Origin of the sequence: Brenneria nigrifluens DSM 30175 = ATCC 13028 (genome assembly GCF_005484965.1) — a bacterium.
GTDB classification, from domain to species: domain Bacteria; phylum Pseudomonadota; class Gammaproteobacteria; order Enterobacterales; family Enterobacteriaceae; genus Brenneria; species Brenneria nigrifluens.
The window spans coordinates 340001-357202 of sequence record NZ_CP034036.1 but is presented as its reverse complement, the minus strand read 5'-3'; the positions used below and the strand labels follow the sequence as shown (position 1 = coordinate 357202).

The following is a 17202-nucleotide window of genomic DNA, read 5'->3' as shown; positions in this document are numbered from 1 at the left end:
TACCTAGCGCCAGTACATCTTTTCAAAAGCTATCTCATACTGGGAAGGATTAAAGGTCACGCCTTGCAGTCCGGGGCTGAATACCGCCTTGGCGCGGGAATAGGTCAACGGGATATAAACCCCTTCCTGCGCCAGCCGCAGCAGTATCCGGCGGTACAGCGCCCGGCGCTGCGTCTCGTCCGGCTCAATCAATACCCGGCCGATCAGCGCGTCCAGCCCGGCCTTGTCCGACAATCCCTTTTGCCCCTGATAGTCGGCATGCGCCGGAATACGAAACGAGGAGAGATAAGATTGCGGATCGTAAGGTTTTCCCCAGGACAGGGAGTATTGCAGATCAAAATCGCCGGACTTTTGCCTGTCCAGATACGCCTGTTTCTCCTCGCCCAGCAGCGAGACATCCACCCCGATCTGACGGAAATTGCTTTGCACCACTTCGGCGATCTGCTGTTCGCCCGCATTGTTGGTGCTATAAGAGAACACCAGCCGCAGCGGCTTGCCTTGTTTCTCACGGATCGCCCCGCCTGCGGGTAAGCGCCAGCCCGCCTCGTCCAGCAGCGCGGCGGCTTTTGCCGTGTCATAGCGGTAGACCGGCAGATCGGCGATATCGGCATAGGGCACGCTACGGGCCAGCAGCGTATCCGCCACGCTTTCGCTGCCCGACATGACGCCTTGCGCGATCGCCTGCTTATCCACCGCGTACTGCAGCGCCAGACGCACCTGACGGTCGGATGTGATCGCCCGGCTGCTGTTCAGTACCAGCGCCCGCGAAGCCGCCGGCTCGCCGATGACGGTATGAAATTTGCCCGCCGCCTGCAACGCCATAAAGGTATCGCCGTCAATCATGTCGCCATCCGCGCCGAAGATCAGCTGAACGTCGCCTTTTTCCAACGCCAGCAGCATACTTTGCCGGTCGGGGATCACCTTCCACGTCACGCTTTGCAGTTTGGGCGGCGTTCCCCAGTAGCGGGGATTGGCCTTAAAGGTCGCATACTGGTTTTTTACCTGCTCCGCCAGCAGCCAGGGTCCGGTTCCGGCATAGGAGCGGACGCCGTTTTTGGTCTGGCCGTCGATAAAACTGCGCGGGGAGATAAAACGGAAAGGCCGGGTCAGACCCAGTTCCACCAGCGTGGGGTAATAGGGATTTTTCAGATGCAGAACCAGAGTGTCATCATCCGCCGCGTCGATTTTATCGATCTGCCGTACCAGCTCAAGCCAGGCGTGACGCTGATAATTCGCCAATACGGCCTCAAAATTCTGTTTCGCCGCCCGCGCATTGAACGGCTCGCCGTCGCTGAACCTCACCCCCTGGCGCAGGTGGAAGGTGTACTGCTTGCCGTCCGGCGATATTTCCCAGCTTTGCGCCAGCCACGGCCGTACGCCCTGTTCGCCGTTAACGACCAGCGGCTCGAACACCATATTCTGCGCCGCCATCTCGCCGCCGTAGAGATGCGGGTTGATATCGCGGATATCTTTGGTGCTGGCGTAGCTTAAGGAAACGGAACCCGGTGTTACGCTTACCGCGGCGGATGCCTCCGATGCCGCCAGCGCGAGCAACGCCAGGCACCCGACCCGGACACAGGCGGAAAACATCTGCGATAACGCTGTTTTGATACTCGGCATCGCCGCTCCCGATAACTATTTTTCCGCACAGACCAGAAACATCGGCGTCGAGGCGTAATTCACCTTTTCCGTCTCATCCCACAGTTCATCGCCGACGCGCGTATCCAGCATGATCTTGTGATAACCGCATTGCAGCAGCGCCTGCGTATCCCACTGCGGGCGGCGTTCCCGGCTGAGCGGCAGCTGACGGGCGATGTTTTCCATGGCGACGGTATCGGTATTGACGTAGTGATCGTCCAGTCCCAGGCGGCGCGCGTTGGCCCGGTCCGCCAGATAGCCAAGGCGGCTTTGCTCATCAAACAGTTGCAGATACCAGTTGGCGTCAAAGTTAACCAGCCGCCCTCCCGGCGCCAGCACGCGGCGCCACTCTCGATATGCGTATTGCGGGGCGTCCAGATTCCAGGTCACATTGCGCGCGACGATCAGGTCGAAGCTGTCGTCGGCGAACGGCAGCGCATGCACGTCCGATAGCACGAAATTCACCGCAACGCCGTAATGCGCCGCGTTGCCACGCGCCTGATCCAGCATCGCCTGGGTGATATCGACCGCCGTCACGCGGTGCCCGGCCAGCGCCAGCGTCACGGCGAAGAAGCCCGGTCCGGTGCCGATATCCAGCACCTTTAAGCGCGGTTTGTCCGGGGCATATTCAGTGATTTTTTTCAGCCAGGCGGCGCGCTTGGCGTTGGCCAGTTCGGCGGCGTTCAACTGGGCGTAGCCGGCGGCGCGGGACGTCCAATAGCACTGCACATCATCCAATAGCTCGCGGCTTTCATTTTCGGCAAGAAGTTGGCTCACGCGGGATTGTCCTATTAACTATTCAAGCCGGTATCTACACCGGCGTTGCGCGGAAGATGTCCAACTTATAACAGATAGGATGGCCTGGTTGAATGGCGGAGTATGAACTTTATAAAAAAAATCATACTTTTTTGATCTGGGCTTAATTTACGGCACATCGGACAATGAGATCAGATTCAAACTCCCGTGACGCACGCCGGTTTGCGCCATTACCGATTCCGCGAAATGCTCCACCCGTGAGGAAGTACCGCGCAGGATCACCGTTTCCACACACTCTTCATGGCTCAGATGCGTGTGCATGGTGGAGACCGTTAAATCATGATGGTCGTGCTGCATTTCGGCCAGCCGGCTGGAAAGCTGGCGCTCGTGGTGATCGTAGACGTAGCTCAGTACCGCTACGCACTCTCCGTTTTCATCCGTCTCCAGCGTCATTTCCCCCAGCTCACGACGCAACATATCGCGGAACGCTTCGGAACGATTGACATAGCCCTTACGCCGCATCAGTTCATCAAAGTCTCGCGCCAGTTGATCATCCATTGATATCGTCAGTCTTTGCATCGTCGTCCTCAAGGGAAAAACAGGTCGGTCAAATCGGCAGGAAAAACATTATCGGCGCAATAAAAACAGTGCCGGCGCAATCCGTCAAGGGAATTGCGCCAGCGCGCAGCGGTTAGAGCAAGATGCGCAGCATACGGCGCAGCGGTTCAGCGGCTCCCCACAGCAGCTGGTCGCCGACGGTAAAGGCGGACAGATACTCCGGCCCCATATTCAGTTTGCGCAGGCGCCCGACCGGGGTGGAGAGCGTACCGGTCACCGCCGCCGGGGTCAGTTCGCGCATCGTGATTTCGCGATCGTTAGGCACCACTTTCACCCAGTCGTTATGGGTGGCCAGCAGTTGTTCGATTTCCGGCAGCGCCACATCTTTTTTCAGCTTGATGGTAAACGCCTGGCTGTGGCAGCGCAGCGCGCCCACGCGCACGCACAGGCCGTCCACCGGGATCGTCCGGCTGCCGCCGAGGATCTTGTTGGTTTCCGCCTGGCCTTTCCACTCTTCACGGCTCTGGCCGTTATCCAGCTGTTTGTCGATCCACGGGATCAGGCTGCCCGCCAGCGGCACCCCGAAGTTGTCGTTCGGCAGCGCGCCGCTGCGGGTCAGCGCCGTCACTTTACGTTCGATATCCAGAATGGCCGAAGCCGGATCCTGAAGCTCTTTCGCCACGTCGCCATGCAGCATGCCCATCTGCACCAGCAGTTCGCGCATGTGGCGCGCGCCGCCGCCGGAAGCCGCCTGATAGGTGGCGACGGACACCCAGTCCACCAGATCGTTGGCGAACAGGCCGCCGAGCGACATCAGCATCAGGCTGACGGTACAGTTGCCGCCGACAAAGGTTTTCACGCCTTTATCCAGCCCCTGCCTAATCACCGCGTGGTTGACCGGGTCAAGGATGATAATCGCCTCGCCCTTCATGCGCAGGGAAGAGGCGGCGTCGATCCAATAGCCCTGCCAGCCGCTTTCACGCAGCTTTGGATAGACTTCATTGGTATAATCGCCGCCCTGGCAGGTGATGATGATATCCAGCGCGCGCAGCGCGTCCAGATTGTAGGCGTCCTGCAATACGCCTTGCTGCCCCCCCAACGCCGGCGCTGGATCTCCGTGCTGGGAAGTGGAAAAGAACACCGGGCGGATAGCGTCGAAGTCGCGTTCTTCCACCATGCGCTGCATGAGAACCGAACCGACCATACCGCGCCAGCCAATAAAACCAACATTTTTCATGGTAACTGTCCTGCCTTGGGGGTAACAAAAAGAATTACGGCTGCCGTCTTAGTGTAGTAAACACATTAGTTATGATAGTAAACACATTAAGAGTAACGACTTTCCACCATACAAAATGTACGCAAAGTCGCAAGTGAATTTATTCGATAGTAAGACGTTTTTCAGCAGTCATTCTAATATGGCCGCCGTGGCGCAGGATGGTGTACATCCGCATTCGATTTCAGGAGCAAAAAACCACCATGACAGAAATGATCTCCGCAACCGTGCTGTTGCTGCTAATTATGGATCCCCTCGGCAACCTGCCTATCTTTATGTCGGTGCTGAAACATCTGGATCCCAAGCGGCGACGCGTGGTACTGATCCGCGAGATGCTTATCGCCCTGGGGCTGATGCTGACCTTTCTGTTTGCCGGAGAGCGGATCCTGGTTTTTCTTAACCTGCGCACCGAAACGGTATCGATTTCCGGCGGCATCATCCTTTTCCTGATCGCCATCCGCATGATCTTTCCCTCCAAGGAGGGCAGCAGCACCGGCCTGCCCGCCGGGGAGGAGCCGTTTCTGGTGCCGTTGGCGATCCCGCTGGTGGCCGGCCCGTCGATTCTGGCGGCGCTGATGCTGCTTTCCCACCAATATCCCAATCAGTTGCCCCACCTGACGCTGGCGCTATTTATCGCCTGGGCGATCTCTTTCATCATTCTGTTGATGTCGAACCTGTTTTTACGGCTGCTGGGCGAGAAAGGCGTCAGCGCGCTGGAGAAACTGATGGGATTGATTCTGGTGATGCTGTCGACGCAGATGTTTCTGGACGGCGTACGGGCGTATATGAAGCTTTAAATCGACGGGGCGCTGCGGCCCCGTCTGATTACCGTCAGAGGAAAACGCTGCCTACCGCGGCCAGCAGGAAGGCAATGGTGCCGATCAGCGTTTCCATTACCGTCCAGGTTTTCAGCGTGGTTTTCTCATCCATTTCCAGGAAACGCCCGACCAGCCAGAAGCCGGAGTCGTTAACGTGCGATAGCACCGTCGCGCCGCCGGCAATGGCGATAACGATAAAGCACAGATCGAACTGACTCAGCCCGGTGGTCGCCGCCACCGCCGGCGCCATCAGCGCCGCCGTGGTCGTCAACGCCACGGTGGCCGACCCCTGGGCGATACGTAACGCGGCGGAAACCACGAATGCGGCGACAATCACCGGCATACCGTTATCAGCCAGCATATCGGCCAGCGCCGTACCGATCCCGCTGGCGCGCAATACGCCGCCGAACATACCGCCGGCCCCGGTGACCAGAATAATGGAACACACCGGCCCGAGCGCCCCTTCACAGGCTTTATCAAGGTGCCTGCGGCTATGCTGTCCGCTGAACATGATCAGAGAAAACAGTACGGTGATCAACAGAGCCACCGGGGTTTTCCCCAGCATCCGCAGGAACTGCACCAAGGCGTTGTCGCCGTTGATTATCCCCATAACCGTCAGCGTGTTCAGCCCGGTATCGAGAAAGATCAATACCAGCGGCAGCAGCAGTACGCTCAATACCACCAAAAACGAAGGCGGCGTATGTTGTTCATCGGCCTTGACCTCTTCCAGAAAGGTGGAAGGCAGCGGTAAATGAAACTTCTTACCCGCCCACAGACCAAACAGATAGCTGCCCAGATACCAGGTAGGAAAGGCGATAATCAGACCGACGATCACCAGCAGACCAATATTGGCGCCAAGCAGTTCGCTGGCGGCAACCGGCCCCGGATGAGGCGGCAATAACGCATGCATCACCGCGAATGCCCCGGCGGCGGGCAGCGCATACTTCAGGGTTGAGCCGCCGAAACGCTTCGCCACGCTAAAGATGATCGGCAGCATAACGATCAGACCGGCATCGAAAAAGATGGGGAAACCGAACAACAATGAGGCAATACCCAGCGCAAACGGCGCATGGCGCTCGCCGAATTTAATGATCAGCGTATCGGCCAACACATTGGCGCCGCCGGTGATCTCCAGCAAACGCCCAATCATCGCCCCCAGACCGACCAGCAAGGCGACCGACGCCAGCGTACTGCCGAAACCGCTCAATAGCGTAGGGACGATATTTTCATAAGGCGTTTTTGTTACCAGCGCGGTCACCAGGCTGACTGACACCAGCGCCAGGAAAGCATGGATTTTAAAACGCATAATCAGCACGAGTAACAAGGCCACTGCACCTACCGCAATCAGCAGCAGCACGCCGGCACTATAAGCAGATGTTATTTCTGTCATGGTTATTATCCTTTCAATCACCCAGTGGAATGGAATGACTGATTGTTTGTGAGATATGTCACATTGCCATTTGATACCGGTAACATGATACGGGTAACATGTTAAGATCGGGAACTGATATGTTTCATTTAATTTACATTTTGGGATGGAGATCAAATTATGCCGGGCCAAAGCATTATTCTTATGGGCGTTTCAGGTAGCGGGAAATCTTCGGTAGGCGCCGCGTTCGCCCGGGCGATTCAGGCTAAACTCATTGACGGCGACGATCTGCATCCCCGCGCCAATATTCAGAAAATGGCCGGTGGTACGCCGCTGAATGACGAAGACCGCGCCCCCTGGCTGGAACGTCTGAACGACGCCGCCTATAGCCTGTTTCACAAGAATGAAATCGGCATCATCGTCTGTTCGGCATTAAAAAAACGCTATCGCGACCGCCTGCGCCGCGACAATGAAGGGATGGTCTTTCTCTATCTGAAAGGCGGTTTCGATATCATTCTGGCGCGGCATAAAGCCCGCGCCGGACACTTTATGCCGACGGAACTGCTCAAAAGCCAGTTTGACGCGCTGGAAGAACCGGGCGGCGACGAGCCGGATGTGCTGACGATAGATATCGACGGCAGCATGGAAGAGGTGGTTAACCGCTGCGTTGAGGCGCTGCGCAGCCATCAGCGGGCGTGATATCGTCCGGCGGGGACTGGCGCTAAATGCTATCGCCATCCAACAAGGTGAAACCGACATCGACCATCTCCGGCGCAACCCGCTCGCCGCGCAAACGCGCCAGCAGGCGCTCCGCGCCAATCTGCCCCATGCGCTCGCGTGGGGTAAGCACGCTGGCCAGCTTCGGCACCATTGCCTGACCGATGTCGTGCCCGTGAAAACCGGCGATCCCCATATCTTGCGGCACGCGCAATCCCTGACGCTGACACTCGAACATCGCGCCGACGGCCAGATCGTCGTTGGTACAGAAAATACTGTCGATCGGCGGATGCTCAGCCTGCGCCTGCCGCAATAACTCCCCTCCCAGCGAATAGGAAGAGGCCAACTCGCTCATCACGCAATAGCTCGCCAGCCCGTTATCCCGCATCGCCTGCTGATAGCCGCGGCATTTTATGATCGTCCGTTCGTCCTGACGCGCGCCGAGGTAAACCACATGGCGGCGCCCCCGTTCAATCATATGCTGGGTCATCTGCCGCGCCGCTTCAAAATTATCGAACCCCACCGCGATATCCAGGCAGGGAGAAACCGAGTCCATCAGTTCCACCACCGGAATACCCGCCACATCAATCATCTGACGGGTGCGTTCGGTATGCAAACGGTCGGACAGAATCAGGCCGTCGATGTTATAGGCCAGCAACGACATCAGCCGCTGCTCTTCCTTTTCAGGGTGATACCCATAGTGCGCCAGCATGGTCTGATAGCCCTGCGCTTCGGTAACCCGTTCAATCCCCCGCAGCACCTGCGCAAACACCTGGTTGGTCAACGACGGCAGCAGCACGCCGATCGCCCGGCTGGTGGCGCTGGCAAGCATATTGGGCGCCTGATTGGGGATGTAGCCCAGCTCGTCAAGCGCTATGGCTATCTTTTCCTGCAACGCCACGGAGACCTGAGCAGGATTGCGCAGATAACGGCTTACCGTCATTTTCGTCACGCCGACCCGGTCGGCAACATCCTGGAGAACCGGTCTTTTTTTCTTCATTAGCCACGGATCACGCCTGAAAATATTGAGCGGAAGTCTAGCAAAAAAAGCGCGCAGGGTATATTTTAACGTTGCGCAACGACGGCCCATGGGGAGGCGCGGCAAGATCCGGATGCGTTAATGCCTCGACGCTTATACCGGCGGTAAATCAAACAGCAGGATTTCGCTCTCTTGATCGGCATGAACCGACAGGGTTTCTTCATCCCACACGGCCAGCGCGTCGCTGGTTGCCGCCTGATGACCGTTAATCTCCACGCTGCCGCGCACCACCTGGATCCAGATCCGGCGTTCAGCCCGCACCCGATAAATCGACTGTTCCTGCGGCTTCAGCGCCCAGCGCCACAGCGTCATGTCCTGGAAAACCTGCAACGAGCCGTCGCGGGCATCAGGCGACAGCACCAGTTGGCGCCCCTGCGGCATATCGAAGCGTTTCTGTTCATAGCGCGGCGTCAGCCCGGCTTTTTGCGGGATAATCCAAATCTGGTACAGATGCAGCAACGCATCACGGCTGGCGTTGTATTCCGAATGGCGAATCCCGCTGCCGGCGCTCATGATCTGAAACTCGCCGGCCTGAATCTGTTCTTTGTTGCCCATGCTGTCCTGATGCTCCACCGTACCTTCCAGAACGTAGGTGAGGATTTCCATATCCTTATGCGGATGGGTGCCGAAGCCTTTGCCGCCTTCAATCCGGTCTTCATTGATAACGCGCAGCGCCGAGAAGCCCATAAACTCCGGTTCATAATAATCGGCAAATGAGAAAGTATGCCAGCTGTCAAGCCAGCCGTGGTTTGCATGTCCGCGCTGTTGCGCTTTACGTTCGTCGATCATGTCGGTTTCTCCCCGCGTTTCGTTAGCAGCCTGATGGGATAGGTTTTAAGTCAAAGTCTAACGGGTAGCCGGGAATAAGATAGCGCAAAAAACTCACCGCCCGGTTCAAAAAATCAGAACGGGGTAAGTACGCTGAGTTCAGCGTCACGCAGTGGCGGTTAGGGGAGGACGGGCAGGGATGGCCTAAAAAAAAAGCCAGCACCCGAGCTGGCTAAATAAATACTGGAAGCAATGTGAGCAATGTCGTGCCTTCGCAGAAACCGCCCTGTGACCTGGATGTCTCCACCCGGTCCTCCGGTTGGTTTCCCCGGAAAGCAGTGCAATAATAATCATTATCATTCGCGTCTGTAAAGTATTTTTTTATGATGGGCTTCCCTGCCCATCTCCACTCACGCCTCAATCAGCGCCCGCGCCAGCAGCGTGATCGGGTGTTCGCACGGCTTGCCGGTGGACATTTCGATTTGCCATTTGCAGGTTTCGCAGTCGGTGATCACCACATCCGCGCCGCTCTCCTCGATCTGCCGAAACAGAGGCGCGCCGATCCCCTGCGCGGTGGCGTAATTTTCCTTTTTGAAGCCGTAGGTGCCGGCAATGCCGCAGCACTGGGAATCCAGCACCGTCAGTTCGATACCGGGAATGCGCTGCAGCAGCGCCAGCGTGTAGGCGGTCCAGCCCATCTTTTCCAGATGGCAGGGGGTGTGATAGGCCACCCGCAGCGGCAACGCGCGCAACGGCAGTTCACGGTCCTCTTCCTCCAATAGCCGGTACAGCCGCCGGGTAGCCAGTTCAATGCCATCGCGCACGCGGTCGGTGTCCACGCCCAGCAGATGCGGATATTCATCGCGCAAGGTAAAGGCGCAGCTGGACGACGTCGCCACCACCGGTATGGACTTGCCGTTGATCGCCTCGTCCAGCGATTGAATATTCACCCGCGCCTGCTTTCTTGCCCGATCGTGAAAGCCATTGGCAATCAGCGGCACGCCGCAGCACTTTTCTTTGCTCAGCAGTTGAACGCCGATATTCATGGCGTTAAAAATCCGCACAACGTCTTTTCCCAACTGGGGGTGGTTATAGTTAACGTAGCAGCCGTGAAAGTAGGCGACCTGCTCGGGGTAGCCTTGCTGTCTTTGCGCCTGCTGGCGATACCAGCGGCGGAAGGTGCCGAAGGAATATTTCGGCAACTGACGGCGATGGTCGATTTTTAAGGCTTTATCCAGTAGCTGACGGACTGGTTTCAGGCCGGTCGCCGTATTCACCAGCGGAGCAAACGGGGTGGAAACCGTCCCCATCAGATCGGTATGGCTCAGAATGGCGTCGCGCAAGGTGGGCCTATGGCTGCTGTAGTTGGCTTTCGCGCGCTGAATGATGTCGCCGATTTTAACGTCCGACGGACAGGCCACTTCGCAGCGTTTACAGTTGGTGCAGTACTTCAGCGCCTCGTCATACAGCGCGGGATCTTTGCGCCGCAGACGTTCGCCATCCGGCCCGGCCTGTTTCGGCCCCGGATAGAGCGGATTAACCCGCGATACCGGACAATAGGTGGTGCAAACCGTGCATTTGATGCAATTTTCAAAGCTGTTATCGTCAAGCAGGCTCATTGGTTGTCCTCCCGCAGTATCAGGTCGGCGACATACAGCGCGCTGAGCAGCGATACGCCCGCGCCGCACCCCTGCGCAATGGGATCGAACCCTTCCAGCACCGCGCCGACGGCATACAGGTTATCCGCCGTTTTGCCGGCGATGGCGGGGCGCAGGTTGTCATCGGTTATCACGCCGAATTGCCGGTAAGGCTGGGCGGCGAACACATCCTGCCGGCTCCACTCCTCCCGCCGGGCCGCGAAGCGAACATCCAGCCCGAACACCGGCTCGCTAACCCGGTCGAAGCGCGCCAGCAGACCGTTGCTGAAGAAACTGCCGCTGGCCAGCACCAGGTGTCGCGCCCGCAGCGGAATATCGCGGTGGTTACGGGTATAGAGCGCGGCGCCCTGCGCTTCCAGCACGGCGCGTTCCACCCGATCGCCCGGCATGACGATCCCACCCTGTTGGCGAAAGCGGCGCAACAGCGCCTGATGCAAACGCAACCCCGGCAACGAAGGCGGCAACGTCGGCAACAGCAGCAGCGGCTTGCCGAGCGCCTGGCGCAGCCCGTCCAGCGCCGCCGCTCCATCCAGCCCCAGACAGGCGGGCATGATCACCGCATCATTGCCGCTGGCGGATACCGTCAGCTCTTCCGCCAGCGCCGCCAGATTTTCCGGCAGATCGAGCACCCGGGAAATATTCACCGCCCGGAACTCGCTGGGGTTGCGGCGCAGCCGATCCAGCACCGGCAGTTTGACATCATCGCTGCGGGCGGCGATGCCCTGCGACTGCAGCGTCCCGGCCACAATACGCGACTGGAAATCCAGAAAGCCTTCAATACCGGCCACCAGCGGACGCTCCCAGCGGGCGGTGCCGGTCAGGCCGCGGGTCACGCTGTCCGGCTGGCTGAGCCAGCAGGGGCGAAACTTGCCCAGCGGCGTCATCCGCAGATGATTGTGCCGATAGTCTCCCAGCATCGGCATGGCGCAGCGAACCAGCAGCGCCTGAGCTTCCGGCAACAGGGCGGCGATCCGCTCGGCGCCCATCAGCGCATAGGGATGGCGAGGCGCCTGCCGGGCCAGCTCATCCAGCGCGCTTAGCGGTTGGTCGACGGCCTGCCCGTCCGGCAGACTGGCGAGCAAATCCAGAGCGCCCGAAGAAAAATGCAGGGCGCTTTGCCCGGCGCTGACGATAGCGCAACGTTTGCCCTGCTCGGACAGCCTGATGCCGCAGGTCAACCCCGCCAGCCCGCCGCCGATAATAACCGCGTCATACCGCATGCTGTTCCTCCCGCGCGTCATCGGCCGTCAGGCCGCACAATCCCTGATATACCCAGCTGGTAAACTCGCTTTCACGCAGGGTATTGCCCCAGGCGACCGGGCGAATGCCTTTCCAGCGCTCATTGAGAAACTGGCTGAGCTGGACGATGGATTGCTCCGGCGCCGACCGCCCCAGCCGGCACAGCAATCCCGCGGCCCGGCAGGCGCAAAGCTCGCCCTGGCAGGTTCCCATTCCGACGCGGGTGCGGCGGCGTAAATCAATCAGATTATTAACCTGGAGCGATTCCACCGCGTAACGCACTTCGCCGGCGGTAACGGCTTCGCACTCGCAGACCAGACTGCCGTCCAGACGCTCGCCGGACAGCAAACGCCCGGCGCGTTCGCCATGGCGGTAAATCGCCGATCCGCGCAGCGGCGCGGACAACGGAAACACGCTGTTTTTGGGTTCCGATAACGGGCTTTTGGGCGCGGAGAAATGCCCGGCGGAGGCGGAGCGGCGCGCGGTGGATTGAGGGGCCGCGCGCTCCGTGCCGGGTTCCGAACCGGGCAACGGCGTCTGCGCCGTGGTACAGGCCACGTCGCAGCCCAGCTTTTCACAGATTTTATCCGTCACCCACTCGGCCATCAGCCGATAGGTCATCAGCTTACCGCCGGTGATGGTAACAAACCCCTCCAGACCATCGCGGCTGGCATGGTCGAGCAGCACAATGCCGCGGCTGACGCTGCGTCCGCTGGGGTCACTGTCGTTCGCCACCAGCGGGCGCACCCCCGCATAGGCGCGGAGAATGCGCGTGTCCGCCAACTGCGGCGCCAATTTGGCGCCTTCGCGCATCAGGATTTCCACTTCCGCGGGCGTGACCGTCATATTATCGATCTGATCGTAATCGATATGGGTCGAGGTGGTGCCGATCAGAGAAATGGTGTCTCCCGGCACCAGAATGTCGGCATCGGCCGGTTTGCGGCAGCGGTTAATCACCATGTTGTTGATGCGGTGTCCCAAAATCAGCAGCGCCCCTTTCGCCGGGAACATGCGTACGCGCAGATCGGCATACTCGGCGATATGTTGTCCCCAGATACCCGCGGCGTTGACCACCACCTGGGCGTGTATCTCGACGGCGACGGCGTTTTTATGGTCGAAAACGCGCACTCCGGTGATGCGGTCGCCCTGGCGGATCAAACCGATAACCTCATGATAAGTCAGCACCTCGGCGCCGTGCTCAGCGGCGTCGATGATATTGGCCGAGGTCAGGCGGAAAGGATCGATGGTGCCGTCCGGCACCCGAACCGCGCCAATCAGCGTCGGGTTGGCGGCAGGCTCCAGACGCAGCGCCTCCTGGGGATCAATCGCCTGGGCGTTGATCCCCGCCTGTCGGCAGGCGGCGATAAATTGGCCCTGATAGGCGAGATCGTCTTCCGGCAAGGTCAGAAACAGGCCGTCCGTCGGTTCCACGCAGTGGCGGGCTATGCGTTTGAGCACCTGGTTTTCTTCAATACATTCACGCGCGGACTCGCCGTCCGTCACCGCATAGCGCGATCCGCTGTGCAACAAACCATGGTTGCGCCCGGTGGCGCCGGTGGCGATGTCAAAGCGTTCGATCAACAGGCAGCGTAACCCCCGCAGCGCGCAATCCCGTACGGTTCCCGCGCCCGTCGCCCCACCGCCAATCACAATGACGTCGGTTTCCCGGTATGACCCACTATTTTGCATACGCCCTCTTATCTGCGACTCGTTACATAGTGCTATTGGGACACAAAATATAAGGTTAACGTTTGATAAAGAGCAAAAACGAACATAAAACGAAAATGAAATAGTCATTAAAAGTCATATATGTGATTGACATCACCAAAATCAATTCCGCAATTGCATAAGCATTGTTAATTTAAGTACGGAAAAATGTCATACCTTCATAAAAATGTAACATTTGAGCGATAACTCACAGATGAAAAGGGCGGAATTAAATAAAATCACCTTCGTTATAGAACAAAAAATTATCGTTTTTGGGCGTATTGGAGACAGCAATGCTGAGTATTTTTAAACCCGCCACACACCAGCCCCGCGTCGCGGCAGATCGGGTCGATCCACTGTATCGTCGTCTGCGCTGGCAAATTTTCATGGGCATCTTCTTTGGCTATGCCGCATACTATCTGGTGCGCAAAAATTTCGCTCTGGCGATGCCATTCCTGATCGAACAAGGGTTCTCGCGCGGCGATCTCGGTTTCGCGCTATCCGGCATTTCGATCGCCTACGGCTTTTCCAAATTTATCATGGGTTCGGTCTCCGACCGCTCCAATCCGCGCGTGTTCCTGCCCGCGGGCCTGATACTGGCGTCGGCGGTCATGCTGTTTATGGGGTTCGTGCCCTGGGCCACCTCCAGCATTGCGATCATGTTCGTGCTGCTGTTCCTGTGCGGCTGGTTTCAAGGCATGGGTTGGCCGCCGTGCGGACGCACCATGGTGCACTGGTGGTCGAAAAAGGAACGCGGCGGCATCGTTTCCATCTGGAACTGCGCGCATAACGTCGGCGGCGGTATTCCACCGCTGCTGTTTCTGCTGGGGATGGCCTGGTTTAACGACTGGAAAGCCGCCCTGTATATGCCCGCGTTTGCCGCCATTCTGGTCGCGCTGATCGCTTTTGCCCTGATGCGAGATACGCCGCAATCCTGCGGCTTACCCTCGATCGAAGAGTATAAAAACGACTATCCTGTTGATTATAATGAGAAAAACGAAGAGGAGCTGACCGCAAAGCAAATCTTTATGCAGTACGTTTTTCCCAACCGGCTGCTGTGGTACATCGCCATCGCCAACGTATTTGTTTACCTGCTGCGCTATGGCATTCTCGACTGGTCTCCGACCTATCTGAAAGAGGTAAAACATTTCGCGCTGGACAAATCCTCCTGGGCCTATTTCTTCTACGAATATGCAGGCATTCCCGGCACGCTGCTGTGCGGCTGGATGTCCGACAAGGTGTTTAAAGGCAACCGCGGCGCAACCGGCGTGTTCTTTATGACCCTGGTCACCATCGCCACCGTCGTATACTGGATGAACCCGGCGGGCAATCCGCATGTGGATATGGCGTGCATGATTATCATCGGCTTCCTGATCTACGGACCGGTGATGCTGATCGGCCTGCATGCGCTGGAACTGGCGCCGAAGAAAGCCGCGGGCACGGCGGCTGGGTTCACCGGTCTGTTCGGTTATCTCGGCGGTTCCGTCGCCGCCAGCGCCATCGTCGGCTACACCGTGGACTTTTTCGGCTGGGACGGCGGCTTTATGGTGATGATCGGCGGCAGTATTCTGGCGGTGGCTTTGCTTATCATAGTGATGTTCAGTGAGAAAAAGCATAAGGAAGAGTTAGCCAGGCAGGCATAATCCCGTTTTGTAAGCATCCCTCTGGCGGCGTCCCGTCGACGCCGCCTTTCTCTCGACAGAGAAAAGCGTTATCTCAGAAACAAATCCCGCAGGTAGTTCGGCACCGCGCTTTCCGCGTTGCTACCGATCACCTCCAGCTCAGGCAGCAAATTCTTCAAACGCTGATGGGCGTTTTGCATGATGCAGCCTTTGCCCGCCATCGACAGCATTTCGTAGTCGTTCATACCGTCGCCGAAAGCGATGCACTCGCGCAGCGAAAAACCGATGATCTTCGCCACCTGCTCCAGCGCGTGACCTTTGGATACCCCGCCGGCCATCACTTCCAGGCAGGTCAGCGTGGAAAAGCTCACATTGACGCGATCGCCCCAGCGCGCGTTGATCGCCTCTTCCAGCGTCAGCAACTGCTCGTGGGAATCGCAGGTGAAGAAGATCTTGCTGACGCCACCGGTCTCCAGCAGGCCGGGTTCGAACAGTTGGTACTTAAACACCGACTCTTTAAAAAAACGCTCCTCCTCCGGACTCTGACGGTTCATAAACCACTCATCGTCGCGGTAAACGTGCGTCAGCATATCCGGGTTGTGGTGCGCCACGCCGTAAAGATCGCGGGCGATGTCCTGATCCAGATTATGGCTGAAGATCAGATCGCCCCGGGTGTTGTGCACCCGCGCGCCGTTGGAGGTGATCATAAAGGCGCTGATGCCCAGACCGTCGCGGATTTGCGCCACATCCATATGGTGCCGCCCCGTCGCAAAGACAAAATGAATCCCCTTTTCGGTCAATAGCCTGAGGGTTTCTTTCGCATAGGAGGAGAGCGTATGGTCGGGCGATAACAGGGTGCCATCTAAATCGGAAGCTACGACATGGTACATAACGGTGAGATCCAACCTCTGGTGGTAATTTAATAATAGCGAGCAAAATGCTCCAGAATCAGCTCGAATGCCTGAGCACGAATGTTATCTTTCTCAAACAGAATCTCATGCCGCGCCCCTTTGATAATCCGGGGTGTCCCGCCCGCACAGGGGTGGCCGCTCTGCGCCAGAGCCTGACAAAACCGATCCTGGCTGCGGTTATCCACCACCCGATCTTCTTCCGCCTGCAACAACAGCAACGGCGTAGTGATATCTGCGGCCTGCTCCAGCAACTCCCGGCCTACCGTCAGCGCTTCGCGTACCCAATGGTAGGTCGGGCCGCCAACACGCAGCTCCGGGGAATCCGCATAAAATCTGACGCTGCGCCGGTAGCGCTCGCGGCTGTGGGTCAGCATATTGACCACATAAGGCAACGGCCGCCACTGCCCGGTGCCGATGGCATAATAGTCGCGTATCGCGGGGCGGCGTTCCGCCCAGTCGACGATGCGCCATGCCAGCCAGTTTGGCATCGGCAGATGAATGCCGCACATCGGCGCGCAGAGCGCCACGGCATCGAAAGCCCGCGGCCGGCGCGCCAGAAACCGGGCCAGGATCGCGCCGCCCATCGAATGAGCCAGCGCAAATCGACGGCTATGCGCCTGCGGGGCAATCTGCCGTTGCCACAGCAGTTCGACATCATCCACATAGTCGCTGAAACGTACGACATGCCCGCGGTGGCTATCTTCGAGCAGGCGCCCGGAACGCCCCTGCCCGCGATGATCCATCATCAGTACGTCATAGCCGTTATGGAAGAGATCGTAAGCCACTTCGCCGTATTTTACATAGCTTTCAATACGTCCGGGGAACACCACGACGATTTTATCGTGCTGCGGCGCGCTAAAACGCACAAAGCGGATCGGCACATTATCGACGCCGATAAATTCCCCTTCTTCGCGCTGACGCCAGAAATCCAGCAACGCCCCGGTAGCAAAGGCAGAAAACTGCGCTTCACGCGTTAACAGGCTATTGAGATACCGAGTCATCCACACACTCCGGCGCAGGCCAGTAAAGCTATCGGAACGGATTTTGAGCTATAGCGAAAATATATGCATCGGCGTATTGTGGCATAAAAAATCGCAGGGAGCGATTTTCAACAACGCAATGCGTTGGC

Annotated in this window: 15 protein-coding genes; 3 read left to right on the top strand and 12 right to left on the bottom strand. The window is 58.2% G+C overall.

Annotated elements, in window-relative coordinates; all coding sequences use genetic code 11:
- Nucleotides 1–3: 3 nt before the first annotated feature.
- From nikA to asd, 4 genes are all read right to left on the bottom strand, one after another.
- Nucleotides 4–1620 (bottom strand): nickel ABC transporter substrate-binding protein, encoded by a 1617-nt coding sequence (gene nikA, locus EH206_RS01600; RefSeq protein ID WP_009111082.1) that lies wholly within the window; start codon nucleotides 1618–1620, stop codon nucleotides 4–6.
- A gap of 15 nt (nucleotides 1621–1635) precedes the next feature.
- On the bottom strand, nucleotides 1636–2415 hold the full coding sequence (locus EH206_RS01595) for a class I SAM-dependent methyltransferase (RefSeq protein ID WP_009111081.1): 780 nt from the start codon (nucleotides 2413–2415) through the stop codon (nucleotides 1636–1638).
- Nucleotides 2416–2562: 147 nt separating this feature from the next.
- Nucleotides 2563–2973 (bottom strand): nickel-responsive transcriptional regulator NikR, encoded by a 411-nt coding sequence (gene nikR, locus EH206_RS01590; protein WP_009111080.1) that lies wholly within the window; start codon nucleotides 2971–2973, stop codon nucleotides 2563–2565.
- Nucleotides 2974–3085: 112 nt separating this feature from the next.
- Nucleotides 3086–4189 (bottom strand): aspartate-semialdehyde dehydrogenase, encoded by a 1104-nt coding sequence (gene asd / locus EH206_RS01585; protein WP_009111079.1) that lies wholly within the window; start codon nucleotides 4187–4189, stop codon nucleotides 3086–3088.
- A 239-nt stretch (nucleotides 4190–4428) separates the two neighbouring features.
- Here asd and EH206_RS01580 point away from each other — a divergent pair, with 239 nt between their 5' ends.
- Nucleotides 4429–5022, top strand: a complete 594-nt coding sequence (locus EH206_RS01580; RefSeq protein WP_009111078.1) for a YhgN family NAAT transporter — start codon at nucleotides 4429–4431, stop codon at nucleotides 5020–5022.
- A gap of 34 nt (nucleotides 5023–5056) precedes the next feature.
- On the opposite strand, the gene EH206_RS01575 is transcribed toward EH206_RS01580, so the two are convergent.
- Complete coding sequence (locus EH206_RS01575) at nucleotides 5057–6433, bottom strand: GntP family permease (protein ID WP_009111077.1); 1377 nt, start codon at nucleotides 6431–6433, stop codon at nucleotides 5057–5059.
- Nucleotides 6434–6592: 159 nt separating this feature from the next.
- On the opposite strand from EH206_RS01575, the gene EH206_RS01570 reads away from it, so the two are divergent.
- Entirely contained in the window at nucleotides 6593–7111 is a 519-nt protein-coding gene (locus EH206_RS01570; protein ID WP_009111076.1) for a gluconokinase, read from the top strand.
- A 22-nt stretch (nucleotides 7112–7133) separates the two neighbouring features.
- Here the strand turns inward: EH206_RS01570 and gntR are convergent, their stop codons facing one another.
- From gntR to glpA, 5 genes are all read right to left on the bottom strand, one after another.
- Entirely contained in the window at nucleotides 7134–8129 is a 996-nt protein-coding gene (gene gntR, locus EH206_RS01565; protein ID WP_009111075.1) for a gluconate operon transcriptional repressor GntR, read from the bottom strand.
- Nucleotides 8130–8261: 132 nt separating this feature from the next.
- Nucleotides 8262–8957, bottom strand: a complete 696-nt coding sequence (locus EH206_RS01560; RefSeq protein ID WP_009111074.1) for a pirin family protein — start codon at nucleotides 8955–8957, stop codon at nucleotides 8262–8264.
- 389 nt (nucleotides 8958–9346) lie between these two features.
- Entirely contained in the window at nucleotides 9347–10555 is a 1209-nt protein-coding gene (gene glpC / locus EH206_RS01555; protein ID WP_009111073.1) for an anaerobic glycerol-3-phosphate dehydrogenase subunit GlpC, read from the bottom strand.
- On the bottom strand, nucleotides 10552–11814 hold the full coding sequence (gene glpB / locus EH206_RS01550; protein ID WP_009111072.1) for a glycerol-3-phosphate dehydrogenase subunit GlpB: 1263 nt from the start codon (nucleotides 11812–11814) through the stop codon (nucleotides 10552–10554). Before glpB ends, glpC begins: the two co-directional genes overlap by 4 nt.
- Nucleotides 11804–13522, bottom strand: a complete 1719-nt coding sequence (gene glpA, locus EH206_RS01545) for an anaerobic glycerol-3-phosphate dehydrogenase subunit A (protein ID WP_009111071.1) — start codon at nucleotides 13520–13522, stop codon at nucleotides 11804–11806. The genes glpB and glpA overlap by 11 nt, the downstream gene beginning before the upstream one ends.
- 311 nt (nucleotides 13523–13833) lie before the next feature.
- On the opposite strand from glpA, the gene glpT reads away from it, so the two are divergent.
- A complete protein-coding gene (gene glpT / locus EH206_RS01540; protein WP_009111070.1) occupies nucleotides 13834–15183 on the top strand; it encodes a glycerol-3-phosphate transporter in 1350 nt (449 codons plus the stop codon).
- A 68-nt stretch (nucleotides 15184–15251) separates the two neighbouring features.
- Here the strand turns inward: glpT and yigL are convergent, their stop codons facing one another.
- Both yigL and pldB read right to left on the bottom strand, forming a co-directional pair.
- On the bottom strand, nucleotides 15252–16052 hold the full coding sequence (yigL, locus tag EH206_RS01535; protein WP_009111069.1) for a sugar/pyridoxal phosphate phosphatase YigL: 801 nt from the start codon (nucleotides 16050–16052) through the stop codon (nucleotides 15252–15254).
- A gap of 29 nt (nucleotides 16053–16081) precedes the next feature.
- Nucleotides 16082–17074 carry a lysophospholipase L2 gene (gene pldB / locus EH206_RS01530; RefSeq protein WP_009111068.1) on the bottom strand — a complete coding sequence of 331 codons (993 nt, stop codon included), beginning with the start codon at nucleotides 17072–17074 and terminating at the stop codon, nucleotides 16082–16084.
- Between the last annotated feature and the right edge of the window lie 128 nt (nucleotides 17075–17202).